This window comes from Streptomyces sp. NPDC048623 (assembly GCF_040650755.1).
Taxonomy (GTDB): Bacteria; Actinomycetota; Actinomycetes; order Streptomycetales; family Streptomycetaceae; genus Streptomyces.
Genome location: NZ_JBEZHV010000003.1, coordinates 156,319 through 173,549, shown reverse-complemented (window position 1 = coordinate 173,549; position 17,231 = coordinate 156,319). Strand labels below are relative to the sequence as shown.

Here is a 17,231-nt window from a genome sequence, read left to right as displayed (position 1 = left end):
GCCGCGGCTGTTGCCGTTCATCAGGACACCCCAGGACCTGTCGGCCGGCCAGGCGATCGTCGGCCCACGTCATTCCTGACCGGGGCGGCGGGACGGTGCCGCTCTGAGGAGTTCCGCGAGGCCTTGGCGGGTCGCCGCGATCACGACGCGGTCCTGGGGACGAAGGACATAGCCGGGGTGGAGGTCCCACAGGAGTTGGGGATGCTCGCCGTCGTCATGGGGGATGGCGAGGTCCGGGCGGCGGGCTGCGGGTTCGGCGGTGTCCAGTGCGAGGACGCGCCAGGCGCCAGGACGGAAGGCTTCCGCGACCGTGCGGCCTTCGAGGCGCGGATGTCCCCTTACGAGCAGGGCGGCGAAGACGAGGACCCGCCGCTCGACAGGTATGGCGCCGAGGATCTGGCGGCCCATCATGGCGCCGGCGAAGGCGGGGGCAGCGAGGTGGGTGACGCTGCGGCTGCGGGTGAGGGCGTCGGGGTGGGCGGTGCGCAGGGTGCGGTAGACGGCGGTGGCGAAGTCGTCGTGGTACAGGCGCAGGGCGACCTTCAGGTCGTTCTTGATCGTGCGCGCGTAGAGGGTGGCTTCGAGGTTGGTGGTGTCGGAGCTGGTGAGGGCGAGCAGGGCGTGGGCGCGGTGGATCTTCGCGGCTTCGAGGACGCCCTCGTCGGTGACGTCGCCGAGGACGACAGGGACGCCGAGGCTGCGGGCGAGGGGAACGCCACGGGCCTCGGGGTCTTCCTCCACGCAGACGACGGGGATGTCCAGTTCGCGGAGCCGGGCGAGAACCCGGGTTCCGATTCTGCCCAGGCCGAGAAGCACGACGTGGGCCGAGAGGCCCCGGGGCGGTCGGCGCAGCGCGCCGGCGGCACGGAAGGTGCCGAGGGCTTCGAGCGCACCGGCGACGAGGAGCGGGAGCAGCGCGAGGCCGACGAGACCGGACAGGAGTTGGAGGACCTGGCGGGTGGTGGATTCCTCGACAGCGGGGTCGTTGATGGCGAACAGGTCGAGCAGGGTGAGGTAGGCGGCGTGGACGGGGTCGGCGTCGGTGAGGACGGTGGTCGTGACGCTCAGTGCGAGAACGCAGACGACGATGCCCGCGAGCGCCCAGCGCAGCCGGGTGGAGAACAATTTCCGCAGCGGAGCGCCGTGACGGGAGAGACGGCGGGCGTGCATCGTGGGCCCGGTGTGGTGGACGGTCTCCAGAACGATGCTTCCCCGCCCGGCCGCACGCAGCACCGTGCGGTCGTCCGGGAGGAGTTCGGGCCCCGCCGGCCCGCTGGAGTCGGAGCCCTCGGCACCCGCCGGATCGGAGGTCGTGGACGAGAGCAGAGCCAGTGTGCACAATCCGGCGGGGGCCACCTCACCCCGCTCCGGCGGAGTCCGTTCGGCGGCGCGCAGGAGCAGGCCGTCGGCCTGGACGACCCTGCTGGTGCCGGCGGTCGCGGTGGCGGCGAGTGCCGGGGCCGCGGTGTCCGCGTCGGACAGCACCGTCGTGGAAGCCTCCAGGACCGCCCGGTCGATGCCGGGCTCGGCCATCAGGACGGCCTGATCGAGGAGTTCCTCCAGATACTGCCCGAGCTTGCGGTTGTACATACGGACCACGAGCCGTAGCCCGGGGCTCAGCCTCCGGGCGGCGAGCGCAGCGCGCAGGTTCGTCTCGTCGTCCTCGTACAGCAACGCGAGCGCCGAGGCCCGGTCCGCGCCTGCGAGCCGCAGGACGTCCTCGGTCGGTGCCGACGCCAGGAACTCCTCCTCCAGCGGCTGGAGCAGCGCGCCATCGGCGCCCTCGGGTGAGAAACCCCCGGAGCGGACCCCGACCGTTGTGCCGAGCCGCTGGGCCGTCCGTCGGGCCGACCGTTCCTCCTCTTGGTCGCCGGGAACCACGAGTACGACCTGCTGGCGGTAGACGTCCCGAAGCTCGTCGGCAAGCCGTTGCGCGAGTCCGTCGTCGCCGCATACGACCATGTGCCCGTCCTGGTTGCCGACCTCACCCTGCTGCGGCAGCACGACCATGCTGCCCCCCCCTTCCCCCTGTACCGACCGGTTGAGGTCTCGTGCAGGGGATCTGCCATCAGATCATCGCTGTACGCTGCGTCGTCGCCGGTCGCCGACGGGACCGTAAGCCCTACAGGGTCGCGGCAGCGGCTGTCATGAGCATGTGGATCATCTTGTCGGCCAGTCGAGCAGCCGTGCGCCGATGACCGCGGTGTGCAGCGTGTAGCGCTGCATGGGGTCGTTCGGGTCCAGGCCGGTGAGGTTGTGAACGCGTCCGAGACGATAGGTCAGGGCCCGTACGCTCAAGGAGAGGCGCCGAGCGGTTTCGGTGGCGACGCAGCTGGAATCGAAGTAGGCGATGAGGGTGTGGATCAGGGGCTGCGGGCCGCCTCGTGCCTGCTGCAGCGGGCCGAGCGCGTTGTCCACCAGGTCCACCAGCGCCTGCCGGTCGCGGGCGAGGACGGGGAAGACCAGCAGGTCCGCGGCGCGCAACAGTGGCTCCTCGAAGCCCATGCGGCCGGCGACGTCGAGTGCGTTGAGTGCCTCTTCGTAGCTGTGGCCGATGCCGCCGACGCCCGGACGGGCCCGACCGATCGCGGCCTGGCCGCCTGTCGCCGCGTGCGCTCGCTTGGCGAAGTGGACGAGTACGTCGTCCTGGTCGGCCGGCGCGATGCACACCATCCGGCCGTCCTTGGTGGTGAACAGGATGCGACGCCTTTCGAAACGGGCGAACAGGCCGGCCTCCACCTCTCTTGGCACGGGGTCGGTCTCCTCGTATTTCGCGGGGCCCTCCGCGACTGCGACGGCGTGCGCGCGGGACAGTCGCAGGCCGAATCTCTCCGAGCGAGCGGACAGGCGCCCGGCGTCTCCCAGACCGTGGAGGAGGTCGTCGATGAATTCGCGCCGAGCGGCCTCTTCCTTCCGTACGACGAGTTGTTGGGCGTGTTCGTAGCCTTCGGCGAAGGCGTCGATGGCCTGTTCGATGGTGCTGAGAACGGTGTCGAGGCCGGTTGCCGCAGGTCTGCCGCTGCGGCTGGCCGCGAGATGCCCGCGAACGAGGGCACGCCAGCCGTGTCCGGCCTCGGCGGCCTGCGCACCCAGCGCCCGGCGTGATTCCAACTCGGCTCGTGTGAGGCGGCGGCCGGTTGACGATGCCTCGGTGATGATGTGGCGGTAGCCGTCCAGGAACTTCGTCGATGTCGTCTCCTGCACTGGCCTGCTCCTCTTGATTCTCGTTGACGTGGCGTTTCGCCTGGTCGTCTTGGGTTTGTAGGTCGTCTGGGCCGGGATGCTTCGGCGGGGTACGCCGCCTCGGTACTGCCCGGATCGTTCAACTGCCTGTGCGGGCCCGGTCGATACGTTCCGATGCGGGCGCGGGGACTCGCGTCAGGTGAGTGGGCCGGCGGCGAGTGAGGAGGAGAGCGAGGGGTTCGGTCCAGCGGGCAGCGAGTGGACCGACGGTGACGAGGATGAGGACGTAGGCGGTGGCGAGGGGGCCGATGCCGGGCTCGACGCCGACGGCGAGGCCTGCGATGACTATGGAGAACTCGCCGCGGGCGACGAGGGTGCCTCCGGTGCGCCAGCGGCCTGCGGTCGCGATTCCGGCGCGGCGTGCCGCGTACCAACCCGTTGCGATCTTCGTGAGTGCGGTCACGACGGCGAGGATCAGGGCCGGGGCGAGGACAGGCGGGATGTCCGCCGGGTCCGTGGACAGGCCGAAGAAGACGAAGAAGACCGCGGCGAACAGGTCGCGAAGCGGGGTGAGCAGGGTGCTGGCGCCCTCGGCGACCTCGCCGGAGAGCGCGATGCCGACGAGGAAGGCGCCCACGGCTGCGGACACTTGGAGGTCCTGGGCGATGCCGGCGACCAGGAGGGTCAGGCCGAAGACGACGAGGAGCAGCATCTCGGTGTTGTCGGATGAGACAGCACGGCTGATGAGGCGTCCGTGGCGCAGGGCGACGTAAAAGACGGCGCCGACGGTGCCGAGCGAGATCAGGAGGGCGACGGTGCCGCCCAGGAGGGTCACGCCGGCGAGCAGAGCGGTGAGGATGGGCAGGTAGAGGGCCATGGCCAGGTCCTCGATGACGAGGACGCCGAGGACTACCGGCGTTTCGCGGTTGCCGAGGCGGCCGGAGTCGCCGAGGACCTTGGCGATGACACCGGACGAGGAGATCCAGGTGACGCCGGCCAGTGCCACGGCCGCGACGGGTCCCCAGCCGAGGAGCAGTGCGGCGACCGCGCCCGGCACGGCATTGAGGACGAAGTCGACTGCGCCGGAGGGGAATTGCGTCTTGAGGTTCGTGACGAGTTCGGAGGCGCTGTACTCCAGGCCGAGCAGCAGCAGGAGGAGGATGACACCGATCTCGGCACCCGTGGCGGTGAACTCCTTGCTCGCGGTGAGCGGGAGCACGCCTCCGTGGCCGAAGGCGAGCCCGGCGAGCAGGTAGAGGGGTATGGGGGAGAAACCCACCCGCCCCGCGAGTCGTCCGAGGAGTCCCAGGCCGAGGATGATCGCTCCGAGCTCGATGAGCATGGCTGTCGTGTCGTGCACAGGCCTCTAACCTCCGGTGATGAGTTCAGCGGTGTCATCCGCGCCTGCACGGGTTGCCCCCGGCCGGGTGGTCTTGCTGAAGGGTGTGGCGAGTTCCATGGCGTGCTCCAGTGCGGAAGCGTGACGAACGTGCTGGTGACGGTTCGGCGGATCGGGCCGGACTTGTGGGGCATGCGGACGCGTGTGCCGACCCGGTCGGAGTCTTTGGACTCTCCGGGTGGGCTGGGGAGGTCAGTCGCCTGTGCGGCGCCCTGAGGCGTACGGAGCGTCAGGCGCGAGGTCCCGGACGCGTGCGCGTCCCGGCCACGTACGCGTCAGTGGCGCTGGGCGCCGGAGCCGCAGGGGTCGGTATCAGGCACGCTGCCGCGAGGGGCATTGTCGACACGGACGGCTCGGTTGGTGTCGGGCGCGGAGGAGCGGTGGCCCGTGTGGGCGAGGGCCAGATTCGAGGCGCTGGTGTGTCGGTCCACGTCATCCCCCCGTTCCCCGGACATCGATGCCCGACGCCGACGGCGGCGGACCGTAAAGATGAGCGACCATGCGCTCAGCAGAGCGTAATGGCTCGGTAAAGAATCTTAGCGTATGACAAAGGGGATGACTTGGGTAAACAGGCCAATGACCGAGGAATCGCCTTCGATTTGGAAGGTGATGGCTGGATCGACCTGTGTGAACCGTTGTCATCGGTTCGTGTCTCGTGGGGGCAGCTCGCCTCGAAGAGGCAGTTGGTCAAGGCCGCGATGGATCGCGGAGGCCTGGCAACGAGAGGCGTGGGTTCGTGGATCCTCCAGAGCGCGTGTTCGTTTTCGCTCAGGCCTGGAGGGCGGACGTCACGCGCGGTTCAGGTGATCACGCGCTGTGGTGCACCATGGCGGGGGCCCCAACGGCGGGGTCAGGGGCGGAGGAGGCTCGGATGCTGGAATGGAAACGGATGAGCAGTGGTCCTCGCCCCGTCCCGGACCGAGTCGCGACGCCGTCCGTCTGGGTTGTTACCTCGGCTGCAGCGCTGACGCTGGTCACGTCCTTCAACCTCCTCGACAACCGCGGTGACCCCCTTGTCGACCTCGTCGCGCTGTCCGTGATAGCCGCCCTGGTCAGTACGGGAGCGCGCTTCGCTGCTGCACCCGGCACCGCTCTGCTCTGCTGGACCATCCTCAACGGCTTCGCCATCCCACCCATGGGTCGGCTGACCTGGACGGCCTCGCAGGATGGCGGACGCCTTGCCTGTCTGTTCGCAGCAGCCGTCGTAGGGACGGTCGTCGCCAGGCTCGTCCACGCTCGCGCCGCCTATCGCAGAATCACACACTGACTGCAGCGGTCGCTGCTGAGGAACCCGATGTCGAGTCGGGTGCGCTGTCCGGCGATGAGTGCAGCACGCGCCGGTCGCGGGCGTACCGTTGTGCCGCTGCAAGCGGATCTGCGAGGCGGAGACCCAGGACACCTGGTCAGACGGGGTCAGTGCGTTCGGCCTGAGGTGTACCGGCGCCGTGCCCAGTTTCCTGCTTCGCCGAGGGCGATGATGACGAGGGCGGTGGCGGCGCAGCCCGCCAGGCTCGTCCGCTGTTCGAGGAGGAGTCCGAGGAGCCACAGAACGCCGGTCACCAGCGCCCACCAAGCGGCGATCGACCTGAGTTCTGCCAGCCAGCGGTGCCTGTTCATGGGTGCAGCGTATGTTGTGCGCGGGCTTGAGCGCACCGTGCCCGATCAGTGGGGAGGATCGGTTTCAGGGTTCGATGAGGCCGACGCGGATGGCGTAGCGGGTCAGTTCCAGGCGGTCGCGCAGGCCCAGTTTCTGGAGCAGGTTGGCTCGGTGGCGTTCGACGGTCTTGGGACTGATGACGAGGAGATCGCCGATTTCCTTGGAGCTGTGCCCTTCGGCGACGAGCTTGAGGATTTCCTCCTCGCGTTCGGTGATGGGGCGGTCGGGCAGTGCCTCGCCGCTGCGGGCGCGGTCGAGATAGCTGCGGATGAGGGCGGTCTCGGCGCCGGGGTAGATGAAGGGTTCGTCGCGCAGCGCGGCGCGGCAGGCTTCGACGAGGTCGCGGTCGGCGACGGATTTGAGGACGTATCCGGAGGCGCCGGCGCGCAGGGCTTCGAAGAAGTACTGCTCGTTGTCGTACATGGTCAGCATCAGGATCGGCAGGCCCGGGCGGATGCGGGCGAGTTCGCGGGCCGCTTGGAGGCCGGTCAGCCGGGGCATGGCGATGTCGAGGACGGCCAGGTCGATGTCGAGGTTGCGGGCCTGGGTGATGGCCTGGGCGCCGTCGGCTGCTTCTGCGACGACGGACAGGTCGGGCTCGGCGTCGAGGATGAGTCGTACGCCGCGGCGTACGAGGGTGTGGTCGTCGGCGAGGAGGATCCGGGCGGGGGTGGTGTCCGGATGGTTCATCGTGCGGTCCTTGACGGGTCGGTGATGTCGAGTCGGACCTGGGTGCCGCCGCCGGGGCTCGCCCCGATGTGGAGGTCGGCGCCGATGAGTACGGCGCGTTCGCGCATTCCCTGGATGCCCGCTCCTTCGGGTTTGGCGTTGAGGCCGTGGCCGTTGTCCCGTACCAGCAGGCTGACGCCGTCGCGCGGCATGGGCTGGAGGTAGACATTGACCCGGGTGGCACCAGAGTGCCGGGCGGCGTTGGTCAGGCTCTCCTGGGCGACACGGTAGATGACGAGCTCGATGGCCGGGTCGAGGTGCGGCAGGCCGGGAGTGATGTGGGCCGTGACGCTCAGGCGGGTGGTGGCGAACTCCGCGGTCAGGGAGCGCAGCGCGCTGTGCAGCCCGAGTTCCTCCAGGACTCCCGGCCGCAGGCGGCGGGCGATGCGGCGTACGTCGTCCAGGCTTGCGCGGGTGCTCTCCTGGGCGGCGTGGAGGTCGGCGCGTACGGGGTCGTCGGTCCGGTCGGCGGCGTGCTTGAGCTGGAGCAGAACCGCGGTGAGGGTCTGGCCGATCTCGTCGTGGAGTTCCTGGGCGATCCGCCGGCGTTCCGCTTCCAGGGCGGTGAGGACGCGGCCGCTGCTGGTGGCCCGCTCGGCTTCGAGTCGGTCGAGCATGGCGTTGAAGGTCTTGGTGAGTTCGGCGATCTCGCTGGCGCCGGTGATGGCGGGGCGGGCGCCGGGGTTGAGAAGGTCGGCGGCCGCCATTGCCTTGTTCAGCCGGTCGAGTGGTGCGAGCCCGATGCGCAGCAGGATGGCGTTGATCACCAGCATGGCGGTGAGTCCGCCGAGGAGGACGAGTGCCTCGCCGGCGAGGACCGGGGTGGAGACCGTGACTGGGCCGAGCAGAAGGGCCACGGCGACTCCCAGGACCGCCGCGTTCATCAGGAAGATCCGCCAGTACAGCGACATGACGTCGTACCTTCCAGCCAGCTGTTGACAAGCCACGGCCCGTATTCCGAACCTGAGGGATCCGGGGCTCTGACCTGCGAAGAAGCCTATCTCCCCGACTCATCGTTACCCACGCCTGGAGGGTGTGTCCATCCGTGCCGACACCCATATTCCGGACGCTGCGGAAGTGGCACGATGTCCCCCGCCGAGCGGGCGGCACCTGCCTGTGGTCCCACCGCATGCCGCACCGGCGACGCCCATGGAATGAACACGGAGGGAATCGTTGTGCCTGCTCCACGGATGAGTTCGACGCCGCTACCGGGAATCGGGGTTCGGTACGACCTCACCACTCGCGAGCATCGGCGTCTGTCGGTGATCGCGCACCGGGACGGGACCCGTACGGTCAACCTGTACGAGAACGGCGACCCCGACGCGTGCGCGCAGTCGCTGCATCTGACCGGCGCCGAGGCCGCGTCGCTGATCGACGCGCTCATGCCCGCGCATCACAGCCCCAGCCTGCTGCACACCACCGGTCTGGGGCTCGTCGCCGAGCGGATCGAGTTGTCGGCGCACTCGCACTGGAACGGCCGGCTCCTCGGTGAGACCCGGATGCGGACCGAGACCGGGGTCTCGATCGTGGCCGTCCTGCGGCAGACGGAGGCCCGGCCTTCCCCCGCGCCGGACTTTCGCCTGGCCGGCGGCGACACTCTCATCGTGATCGGCACCCGCGAAGGCGTGGATGCCGCCGCCGCGATCCTCGGACGGACGTGATCGCCTGTGCACTCCGCTCTCTTCCTGATCGAGTTCGGCGCGATCATCCTGGGCCTCGGCCTGCTCGGCCGCATCGCCGGACGGCTTAAGTTCTCCCCGATACCCCTCTACCTCCTGGCCGGTCTGGCCTTCGGGCAGGGCGGACTGCTGCCCATGGGGGCAAGTGAGGAGTTCGTCGCGATCGGCGCCGAGATCGGCGTCATTCTGCTGCTGCTCATGCTGGGTCTGGAGTATACGGCCAGCGATCTCGTATCCAACCTGAAGACCCAATACCCGGCCGGTCTCGTCGACTTCGGCCTGAACGCCGTCCCCGGCGCGATCGCCGCGCTGATCATGGGCTGGGGCCCCGTCGCGGCCGTTGTCCTCGCCGGCGTCACCTGGATCTCCTCATCAGGCGTGATCGCCAAGGTCATGGGCGACCTCGGTCGCCTCGGAAACCGGGAGACGCCCGTCATCCTCAGCATCCTGGTCCTTGAGGACCTCGCGATGGCGGTCTACCTGCCCATCATCACCGCTCTGCTGGCTGGGGCCGGTCTGGCGGCGGGCAGTGTGACGCTGGCCATCGCGCTCGGTGTCGCGGGCGCCGTGCTGTTCCTCGCCGTGCGCTTCGGGCGCGTGATCTCCCGGTTCGTCTCCAGCGACGATCCGGAGAAGCTGCTCCTGGTCGTCCTCGGCCTGACCCTCCTCGTCGCCGGAATCGCCCAGCAGCTCCAGGTCTCCGCCGCTGTCGGCGCGTTCCTCGTCGGCATCGCCCTGTCCGGGGAGGTCGCCGAGGGCACCCACACCCTGCTCAGCCCGCTGCGTGACCTCTTCGCCGCCGTGTTCTTCGTCTTCTTCGGCCTGCACACCGATCCGGCGAGCATCCCGCCCGTACTGCTGCCCGCGCTCGCCCTCGCGGTGGTCACCGCACTCACGAAAGTCGCGACCGGCTACTGGGCCGCGAAGCGGGCCGGGATCGGGACGAAGGGCCGCTGGCGCGCAGGCGGGACGCTCGTGGCGCGCGGCGAGTTCTCCATCGTGATCGCAGGGCTGGCCGTGACCGCCGGCATCGAGCCCGCTCTCGGCCCGCTCGCCACCGCCTACGTCCTTCTCCTGGTGATCCTCGGGCCGCTGACCGCCCGCTACACCGAGCCCGCCGTCGCCTGGATCAACAGCCGCCGCGCGCCTGCCCGCCCGGCCCCTGCCGCTGTTCCCAGCAGTTCCGGTCTGCCGGAAGCGGTCGAGCAGCCGTCGCAGGACCCTGCTGCCCACTCGTGAGCGAAGAGACCTGGGCAGTGCTGACCGACCGGGACACGGTGCTGCTGCTGAGCGCCGTGTCCGTCTACCTCGGCGGCGTCATCGGATTCGCCAGGCGGCTCCCGCGCGTGCTGATGCGCAACCAGGGCTGGCGAGCGGACACGGGCGAAGACTCCTTGCCCAGTGCTGTCACGCTCACCGCACTCATCGTCCTGTGGCCGGCGGCTGTCGTGTATGTGCTGTTCAAGGTATCCGCTCGCCGCCGGCGGTGACCTCAATGCCGGGGCCGTTGGGCTCTCCAGCGCGAGGGACGCCTGGGACTCCCGTCCCTCCTCGCGTCGCTGCCTTCGCCCGGTTCCGCTCGGCCGTTTTCGCCGAGCCAACGGGCGAGTCGGCCCCGGCGGCCGACCGCGCGCAGTCGCCGCTCGGTGGCCCGCCGGGTGTCCTGGGTACTGACGAGCAGCAGTTCGTCCCCGACGGCGAGCACGGTGTCGGGGCCGGGCACCAGCGTTCTGCCGTCCCGGACGAGGAGGGTGATCGCCGAGGGCGGAGGTAGCCGGAGCTCGAAGACAGCCACGCCGTGGAGTCGCGAGCCGGACGGGATCGTGACAGTCAGGAGGTCGGCGTCGAGAACGTCGAGGGGCGCGCTCTCCACTTGGATCTCCCGGAGCGTCTCCGTCCTGGCCACATGGAGGAACCGGGCCACGGCGGGCAGTGTGGGGCCCTGGACGAGCGTGAAGACGACGACCAGGACGAAGACGATGTTGAGCAGGTGCCTGGCGCCGTCGACGGACGCCACGATGGGGAACGTGGCGAGAACGATGGGCACGGCGCCGCGAAGGCCGGCCCAGGAGATGAACGCCTGGTCCCGCCAAGGCGTGCGGAAGGGAAGAAGACAAGCGGTGACCGACCCGGGGCGTGCGATCAGCAGCAGCACGAGTCCCACGGCGAGGGCCGGCAGGACGGCGGAGGGCAGTTCGCTGGGATCGACGAGGAGACCGAGCATGACGAACAGGCCGATCTGGGCGAGCCACCCCGTACCTTCCACGAAGGAACGGGTCGCCGCGCGGTGCGGCAGCCGCGAATTGCCCAACACCAGCCCGGCCAGATACGCGGCGATGATGCCGCTCGCGTTGACCGCTCCCGCTGCGGCGAAGGCGAGGATGCCGAATCCGACCGTGGCCAGCGGATAGAGGCCGGCGGCCGGGAGAGCGATGTGCCGAAGCGCGGCGACCCCGATCCTGCTGATGGCCAGGCCCATCAGCCCTCCGACAACGAGCTGGTAGAGGACATTGCCGAGGATCGTGACGGGTCCAGGCAGTTCGGTTGCGGCGGTGGAGAAGACCAGCACGAGGATGATGGTCGGGGCGTCGTTGAATCCTGACTCGGCCTCGAGCAACCCGGTGGTCTTCCGCGGTAGCGGCAGGGAGCGCAGGACGGCGAAGACGGCAGCCGCATCGGTGGAGGAGACGATCGCTCCCAGGAGCAAGGACAGATGCCATTCCATGCCGAGGAGGAAGTGGGCCCCCGCCCCGGTGAGCGCCACAGAGAGTGCGACACCGAAGGTGGCCAGTACACCGGCGGGCGCCAGCACCCTTCTGACGTCCGGCCAATGAGTGGTCAGGCCTCCTTCGACGAGGATGACGGCGAGGCCGGCAGTGCCCAGCGACTGGGCGAGCTGTGCGTCATCGAATTCGATGCCGACCACGTCCTCGCCCGCGATGACGCCGACGGCGAGGAAGAACAGCAGGCTGGGCAGGCCGATGCGGTGTGCGGCACGGGCGGCCGCGATGCCCGCCATCAGCACGACACCGCCCACCAGCAACACCAGGTACAGCTGCTGCAGCGTCACGGCCACTCCTAGGACTTGCGGTGGCGTCCACGGCGCTCGCGGGTGTCGAACATGGCTGCCGCGAACGCAGCCAGAACCAGCCCGGCGGCCAGAACCAGGCCGTTGGGCACTACTGCCCCGGCCACAACGGCCGCCACGGCCAAGGCCAAGGCCAGCCAGGCGCTGCCGCGCCGGTGCACCCGCGATCGTTGCGGGGGCTTGTCGCGCAGCCCGGCTTCGACGGCGGCGAGCCTTTCCTTATCGTCGTCCATGGTGCTCAGCTCCCTTTCGGCGCTCAGGCGAAGGCGAAGTAGCGCAGCCAGACGTACAGGCCGGCGAGGGCGGTGGTGACGGCGGTGACGATCAGGCCGTACCTGCTGAACTGCCAGAACGAGATGTGGTGCCCTGCCCGGTCGGCGATGCCTACCGTGACGACGTTCGCGGACGAGGCGATGATCGTGGCGTTGCCCGCGAGGTCCGCGCCGAGGGCGAACGACCACCAGAGCACGCCGGCCCGCTCGACTCCTCCGGACGACTCGACGATCTCGGAGACGATGGGGCTGACCGAGGCGACAAACGGAATGTTGTCGATCACGGCGGAGGGCACCACCGAGCCGAACAGCAGGGCCATCGAGGCGCCGAACAGCTGCCCCTCGGTAGCCCGGGCAGCAGCTTCGCCGATGTCGGTGATGATCCCGGTCTGCACCATCGCGCCGACCATGACGAACAACCCGGTGAAGAACGCCAGCGTCTCCCACTCCACATCGGCCGCCACGTCCCCGGCGTTCAGGCGGGAGGCGGCAAGAAGGATCAGCCCGCCGCTGATGGCCACGACTGAGGGTGCCAGGTGCAGGGTCGTGTGCAGGACGAAGCAGGCCATCACGATCGTGATGACGACGCCGCTGACGGCCAGCAGTCTCCCGTCGGTGATCGCATCCCGCTCGCGCATGGCCATGACGTGCGCCGCCCTCTTGGGGTCGTAAGAGAACGCATCCCGGAACATCCAGCGAGCCATGACCGCGAACACGACCAGCAGCAGGGTGGTGATGGGCGCCAAGTGGAGGAGGAAGTCGTTGAACGACAGCCCCGCACGCGAGCCGATCATGATGTTGGGAGGGTCACCGATCAGCGTCGCGGCGCCTCCGATGTTGCACGCCATCACCTCGGCGATCAGGTACGGCACGGGCGGCAGGCCGAGCCGGGCGCAGACCGCAATCGTGACCGGGGCGATCAGCAACACCGTAGTGACGTTGTCCAGCCACGCCGACAGGAACGCGGTGGCAAGGATGAGCAGCACCATGAGCCGGTAGGGCCGGCCCCTCGACCGCTTCGCGGCCCAGATCGCCACGAACTCGAACAGCCCCGTGCGTTTGAGGACCGCGACGATCAGCATCATGCCCAGCAGCAGGAAGACGACGTTCCAGTCGATACCCGTCACGTCGGAGAAGAACGCGTCGTCCGCACTGGTCGCACCGATCACGAGCATCACCACGGCGCCGCCCAGCGCCGCGGTGACCCGGTGGACCTTCTCCGTGGCGATCAGTACGTAGACGGCCGCGAACACCGCCACGGCCAGCCAGGCAGTGACGCTCATGGCGGACCCGTTCCGCCAGGGCCGGAAAGGCCGGATGGCTGCCGGGTGGTCAGTGCTGGGCTGCTCATCGGCGCGGGCTCCGTTCATGCCGCGTCCTCGAGCACACGCGTCACCGGCCGATCGCTCTCACACCGTGCGGCGCTGGGGAAACCAAGGCGTGTACTCCTCCACCCCACCATCCCCCCTGGCACCGCTCGGCCACATCGGGGCCAGCACCCATCTCGCCGTGTCGTGGTTCCCGGCGATGCTCCTGCCAATGCGCGGACACCGTCCAGCCCTCGGCACGAACGATGCCGCCGCGAGCGCCTCTGCCCGCGTCTCACGTGTCGTTGTCCCCGTCCAGGCTGGAGTGCCCGGCGGGGGAGCGGTGCGCCTCCACGCTGTAGCGGTCGTTGGTGACGGTGGCGAGTTCGGCCTCGTTCATGACGGGCGAGAAGCGGGCGACGACCTTGTTCACGTTGCGGTGCGAGTCCCTGGAGGAGCAACGGCGGCACGCTGAAGGAGTCGTCGCGCTGGGCGGCAGCGGAGAAGTACGCCTGGTGACCGCGACCACGACTTCGGGGCCGAAATCCAGGGAGAAACACGAAGGTGCGCCGGGCGAGTCGGTGATCACGTGCCAGGGGCCGAAGCCGGATACCTCGGCTGCCTGCCGGAGGTTGCGCCTGGAACCCGGGTGGGGCACGGATGCCGTCGAGGAAGCCGGGCGCCCAGCACAGAACGAGCTCGCCGTGGATCAGACGCTGTCTGGTGTGGTTTCTTCGGTCACCCAGGACAGATAGGCGCTGGAGCCGCCGGTCACCGGCAGCGTGATCCACTCCGGCGCCTCGTAGCGGTGATGCTGGTGTACCCAAGCCTGGAGAGCGGGTAGCCGCTCGACCGTCGTCTTGTACGAGATCCGCCACTCCTGCTCGGTCTGGATACCACCACGCCACCGGTAGGTCGCAATGAATGGGCCATCGATGTGCGTGCCTGCGGCCAGGCGCGACTCGACAGCGCCTCGCGCCAGCGCAATGGCCATGTCCACGTCGTCGACGGTCGTCTGAGCGATCACGATCTCGGTCGGCAAGCGACTCTCCTCCCAGGACAGTGGACCCGACCCTACCCGGCCCCTTCGCCGCCCTCGCCGGTTCCAGCGACGTGTCTTGGACAGCCATCACATGCCGGGATCTTGCGCCGTACAGGTCAGCGCCATGCCCGGATCAAGTGGGCCACTGCCAGGGCGATCAGAGGAACGAGGGCCCATGGGGCGTAGGGCAGGCCGCGCCGGAGCCGGCTGGCTGCCACGCCGGGTCTCAGCGCGTTCGCGTGGGCCATGATGGTCAGATGACCGGCGACGGTTGTCGCTGTCGCCCGCCGTCCGAGCGCTCGGGCGACGAGGGGTGGCAGGAACGGGCCGAGTGGTCGCTCGTCGAGGACGACAGTGCCATCGGCTCGTGCGCGCACGGTGCCGACCAGGTCCCACGGAACGCACTGCACCTTCCACAGCCGCGGAATCCACACACCAGTCGCGTCGGCAGTGATCTGCCAGGCCCAGAGACGTCCGAGGATCCAGCCCGAGAAGACGGTCGCCAAGACGCGGATGAACCAGTCGACGGCGCCGAACCGGCCGAGGTCTCGGTCGTAGGCGAGGGGCCCGAACGCGACGAGTTGCCCGAGCCAGATGGCGCCGAGGGCCCGGCAGCCCCAGCCCGCCCGCCAGGTGATAGGGGCCACGGGCGGGGCAAGCCGGGCGGCCAGCGCCGCCAGGCGCTGGTACTGCTTCTCGCGCTCGTGGCGTTGGCGCTCCCGTCGGCTACTTCCCCATATCCGATGCCGCTTCAAGCAGCCCCACCCCTTACATAGCTCTACGGGCAGTACCGCAGACCGACAGACGCGCAATATCTGAACGAATGCCCCAAAGTGGACTGCTATGCCTGCGGTGGAATCAACAGAACGCGGTCGCATGGGAGATGGAGCCGCAGCGCAGTGGGGACGGCCCTGCGCCTCTACGGCGAGCACACCATGCAGTGGCTCGTGAACCCCACTCCCGAAGGACCTTGGATACCTGGACTGCCAGTTGCATTGCCCGTCCTATCCGGGGCTCGCCGCGGGCGCACCGATCCTATGCACCGGTACTGCGTGTGTGAGTCCTCCGCCGACCACGCTGCCGCAAAATGCCACGTCACAGGCGTGCATAGAGCCGAAAGATGGGTGTCAGCATGTATGGAATCGTCGGCCTCGCACGACAAAGCTTGCTCCTACAGGCTCCCCATCCTGGGGTGGCTGGAGGTGTGCCGAGGCACCGACGGGGGCAAGGGGGAATCAGGCGTGTCGCTGTTCTGGCGCATCTTCCTCTCCAACGCCGCCGTCCTCGCCGTTGCCACTGCCCTCCTCATCGGCCCCTGGGTGACGGTCTCCAGCCCCGTGCTGCTCGGCGAGGCCCTGGTCATCGGCTGTGGTGTGATCGCGATGCTCGCGATCAACGCGGTGCTGTTCCGGGCCGGCCTCACCCCGCTCAAGCGACTCGGCGATGCCATGGCGGACGCGAACCCTCTGCAGCCAGGGCAGCGGACACGAGTCACCGGACGTGGCGAACTTGCGAAGCTGACGGAGACGTTCAACGTCATGCTGGACCGGCTGGAGGCTGAACGGGCCGGGAGCAGTGGCCGGGTGCTCCTTGCGCAGGAGGCCGAGCGTCGCCGGGTCGCCCGCGAGCTGCACGACGAGGTCGGGCAGACCCTGACCGCCGTTCTGTTGCAGTTCAAGGGCTTGGCTGACCGGGTGCCCGAGGAACTGCGCGAGGATGTGGTGACGGCCAAGGAGACGGTGCGGGACAGCCTCGACGAGGTGCGGCGGATCGCTCGTCGGCTTCGGCCCGGGGTCCTGGAGGACCTCGGCCTGGCCAGCGCGCTGCGCGCCCTCGCGCTCGAGTTCGCCGCGCCCGGCGTCACCGTCACGCACCGGGTCGACGGTCACCTGCCCGCCCTCGGCGAGCAGGCCGAACTCGGCCTCTACCGCGTCGCCCAGGAGGCCATGACCAACGCCGCCCGGCACTCGGGTGCGCGGGCCATCCACCTCGAACTTCACCAGATCGGTGAGTGCGCCGTGGAGCTTCTCGTACGGGACGACGGGCGCGGCCTGCGGCCCGGTACGGCGGAGAGCGCCGGCCTCCAGGGCATGCGGGAACGCGCGCTGCTGCTCGGCGCGACCCTCACCCTGACTTCGCCCCCGACCTCGGACGGTGCCGGCGGTACGGCCGTGCGGCTCCGCGTTCCAATCTGCCCCGCCGGCGGTGCCGGGTGAGCACCCCCGTACGCATCCTTCTCGCCGACGACCACGCGCTGCTGCGCCGCGGAGTACGTCAAGTCCTCGACTCCGAACCGGATCTGACCGTCGTCGGGGAGGCGGGCGACGGTGCCGGAGTGCTCGAACTCGCCCAGGAGGTCGTCGCCGACCTCGCCGTCCTCGACATCGCGATGCCCCGGATGACCGGCCTGCAGGCCGCCCGCGCGCTGGCCAAGGACCGGCCCGGGCTGCGGATCCTCTTCCTGACGATGCACGACAGCGAGCAGTACTTCTTCGAGGCGCTGCGCATCGGAGCCTGCGGCTACGTGCTCAAGTCGGTCGCCGACCGGGACCTGGTCGGCGCCAGTCGCGGGGCGATGCGCGACGAGCCCTTCCTGTACCCCGGAACCGAATCGGCGCTGGTCCGGCACTATCTGGACCTGGTCCGCCGGGGCGGGGCGCTGCCCCGCAAGCCGATCGCCGAGCGCGAGGAGGAGATCCTCAAGCTGGTCGCCGAGGGCTGCTCCTCGAAGGAGATCGCCGACCTGCTCGTCATCAGCGTCAAGACGGTCGAGCGCCACCGCGCCAACCTGCTCCAGAAGTTGGGCATGCGCGACCGTGTCGAGCTCACCCGCTACGCGATACGGACCGGGCTCATCGAGCCATAGCAGGGCAGC

The 17,231-nt window shown here is 69.3% G+C and carries 18 protein-coding genes; 6 read left to right on the top strand and 12 right to left on the bottom strand.

Annotated features, from left to right (window positions below):
• Positions 1 to 69: 69 nt before the first annotated feature.
• From AB0C73_RS05975 to AB0C73_RS05965, 3 genes are all read right to left on the bottom strand, one after another.
• The gene (locus AB0C73_RS05975) at positions 70 to 1,962 is read right to left on the bottom strand and encodes an NAD-binding protein (RefSeq protein ID WP_362525595.1); all 1,893 of its coding nucleotides are present in this window, start codon (positions 1,960 to 1,962) and stop codon (positions 70 to 72) included.
• Between the two features lie 198 nt (positions 1,963 to 2,160).
• On the bottom strand, positions 2,161 to 3,204 hold the full coding sequence (locus tag AB0C73_RS05970; RefSeq protein ID WP_362525102.1) for a helix-turn-helix domain-containing protein: 1,044 nt from the start codon (positions 3,202 to 3,204) through the stop codon (positions 2,161 to 2,163).
• 118 nt (positions 3,205 to 3,322) lie between these two features.
• Positions 3,323 to 4,543: a cation:proton antiporter gene (locus AB0C73_RS05965; RefSeq protein ID WP_362525099.1), complete on the bottom strand. Its 1,221-nt coding sequence runs from the start codon at positions 4,541 to 4,543 to the stop codon at positions 3,323 to 3,325.
• A 910-nt stretch (positions 4,544 to 5,453) separates the two neighbouring features.
• On the opposite strand from AB0C73_RS05965, the gene AB0C73_RS05960 reads away from it, so the two are divergent.
• Entirely contained in the window at positions 5,454 to 5,849 is a 396-nt protein-coding gene (locus AB0C73_RS05960) for a hypothetical protein (RefSeq protein WP_362525096.1), read from the top strand.
• Positions 5,850 to 5,995: 146 nt separating this feature from the next.
• Here the strand turns inward: AB0C73_RS05960 and AB0C73_RS05955 are convergent, their stop codons facing one another.
• The 3 genes from AB0C73_RS05955 to AB0C73_RS05945 form a co-directional block, all read right to left on the bottom strand.
• Positions 5,996 to 6,199 carry a hypothetical protein gene (locus AB0C73_RS05955; RefSeq protein ID WP_362525093.1) on the bottom strand — a complete coding sequence of 68 codons (204 nt, stop codon included), beginning with the start codon at positions 6,197 to 6,199 and terminating at the stop codon, positions 5,996 to 5,998.
• A 64-nt stretch (positions 6,200 to 6,263) separates the two neighbouring features.
• Positions 6,264 to 6,929, bottom strand: coding sequence for a response regulator transcription factor (locus AB0C73_RS05950; protein WP_362525091.1), 666 nt, complete (start codon positions 6,927 to 6,929; stop codon positions 6,264 to 6,266).
• The gene (locus AB0C73_RS05945; protein ID WP_362525089.1) at positions 6,926 to 7,879 is read right to left on the bottom strand and encodes a sensor histidine kinase; all 954 of its coding nucleotides are present in this window, start codon (positions 7,877 to 7,879) and stop codon (positions 6,926 to 6,928) included. Before AB0C73_RS05945 ends, AB0C73_RS05950 begins: the two co-directional genes overlap by 4 nt.
• A gap of 279 nt (positions 7,880 to 8,158) precedes the next feature.
• Here AB0C73_RS05945 and AB0C73_RS05940 point away from each other — a divergent pair, with 279 nt between their 5' ends.
• From AB0C73_RS05940 to AB0C73_RS05930, 3 genes are read left to right on the top strand one after another with little or no spacing between them, the layout of a single operon-like run.
• The gene (locus AB0C73_RS05940) at positions 8,159 to 8,629 is read left to right on the top strand and encodes a TrkA C-terminal domain-containing protein (RefSeq protein ID WP_362525087.1); all 471 of its coding nucleotides are present in this window, start codon (positions 8,159 to 8,161) and stop codon (positions 8,627 to 8,629) included.
• Positions 8,630 to 8,635: 6 nt separating this feature from the next.
• On the top strand, positions 8,636 to 9,886 hold the full coding sequence (locus AB0C73_RS05935; protein WP_362525084.1) for a cation:proton antiporter: 1,251 nt from the start codon (positions 8,636 to 8,638) through the stop codon (positions 9,884 to 9,886).
• Positions 9,883 to 10,137: a hypothetical protein gene (locus AB0C73_RS05930; RefSeq protein ID WP_362525082.1), complete on the top strand. Its 255-nt coding sequence runs from the start codon at positions 9,883 to 9,885 to the stop codon at positions 10,135 to 10,137. Before AB0C73_RS05935 ends, AB0C73_RS05930 begins: the two co-directional genes overlap by 4 nt.
• Before the next feature lie 2 nt (positions 10,138 to 10,139).
• Here AB0C73_RS05930 and AB0C73_RS05925 read toward each other — a convergent pair whose 3' ends face one another.
• The 6 genes from AB0C73_RS05925 to AB0C73_RS05900 form a co-directional block, all read right to left on the bottom strand.
• Positions 10,140 to 11,717 (bottom strand): potassium/proton antiporter, encoded by a 1,578-nt coding sequence (locus tag AB0C73_RS05925; RefSeq protein WP_362525079.1) that lies wholly within the window; start codon positions 11,715 to 11,717, stop codon positions 10,140 to 10,142.
• A gap of 8 nt (positions 11,718 to 11,725) precedes the next feature.
• Complete coding sequence (locus AB0C73_RS05920; RefSeq protein ID WP_362525077.1) at positions 11,726 to 11,968, bottom strand: hypothetical protein; 243 nt, start codon at positions 11,966 to 11,968, stop codon at positions 11,726 to 11,728.
• A gap of 23 nt (positions 11,969 to 11,991) precedes the next feature.
• Complete coding sequence (locus tag AB0C73_RS05915; protein WP_362525075.1) at positions 11,992 to 13,290, bottom strand: ArsB/NhaD family transporter; 1,299 nt, start codon at positions 13,288 to 13,290, stop codon at positions 11,992 to 11,994.
• A 319-nt stretch (positions 13,291 to 13,609) separates the two neighbouring features.
• On the bottom strand, positions 13,610 to 13,747 hold the full coding sequence (locus AB0C73_RS05910; RefSeq protein WP_362525072.1) for a hypothetical protein: 138 nt from the start codon (positions 13,745 to 13,747) through the stop codon (positions 13,610 to 13,612).
• 276 nt (positions 13,748 to 14,023) lie between these two features.
• Complete coding sequence (gene cutA, locus AB0C73_RS05905; protein ID WP_362525070.1) at positions 14,024 to 14,356, bottom strand: divalent-cation tolerance protein CutA; 333 nt, start codon at positions 14,354 to 14,356, stop codon at positions 14,024 to 14,026.
• Positions 14,357 to 14,472: 116 nt separating this feature from the next.
• Positions 14,473 to 15,111, bottom strand: coding sequence for a hypothetical protein (locus AB0C73_RS05900; protein ID WP_362525067.1), 639 nt, complete (start codon positions 15,109 to 15,111; stop codon positions 14,473 to 14,475).
• 486 nt (positions 15,112 to 15,597) lie between these two features.
• On the opposite strand from AB0C73_RS05900, the gene AB0C73_RS05895 reads away from it, so the two are divergent.
• Both AB0C73_RS05895 and AB0C73_RS05890 read left to right on the top strand, forming a co-directional pair.
• A complete protein-coding gene (locus AB0C73_RS05895) occupies positions 15,598 to 16,572 on the top strand; it encodes a histidine kinase (protein WP_362525064.1) in 975 nt (324 codons plus the stop codon).
• A complete protein-coding gene (locus tag AB0C73_RS05890; RefSeq protein WP_362525062.1) occupies positions 16,569 to 17,222 on the top strand; it encodes a response regulator transcription factor in 654 nt (217 codons plus the stop codon). Before AB0C73_RS05895 ends, AB0C73_RS05890 begins: the two co-directional genes overlap by 4 nt.
• Positions 17,223 to 17,231: the final 9 nt, after the last annotated feature.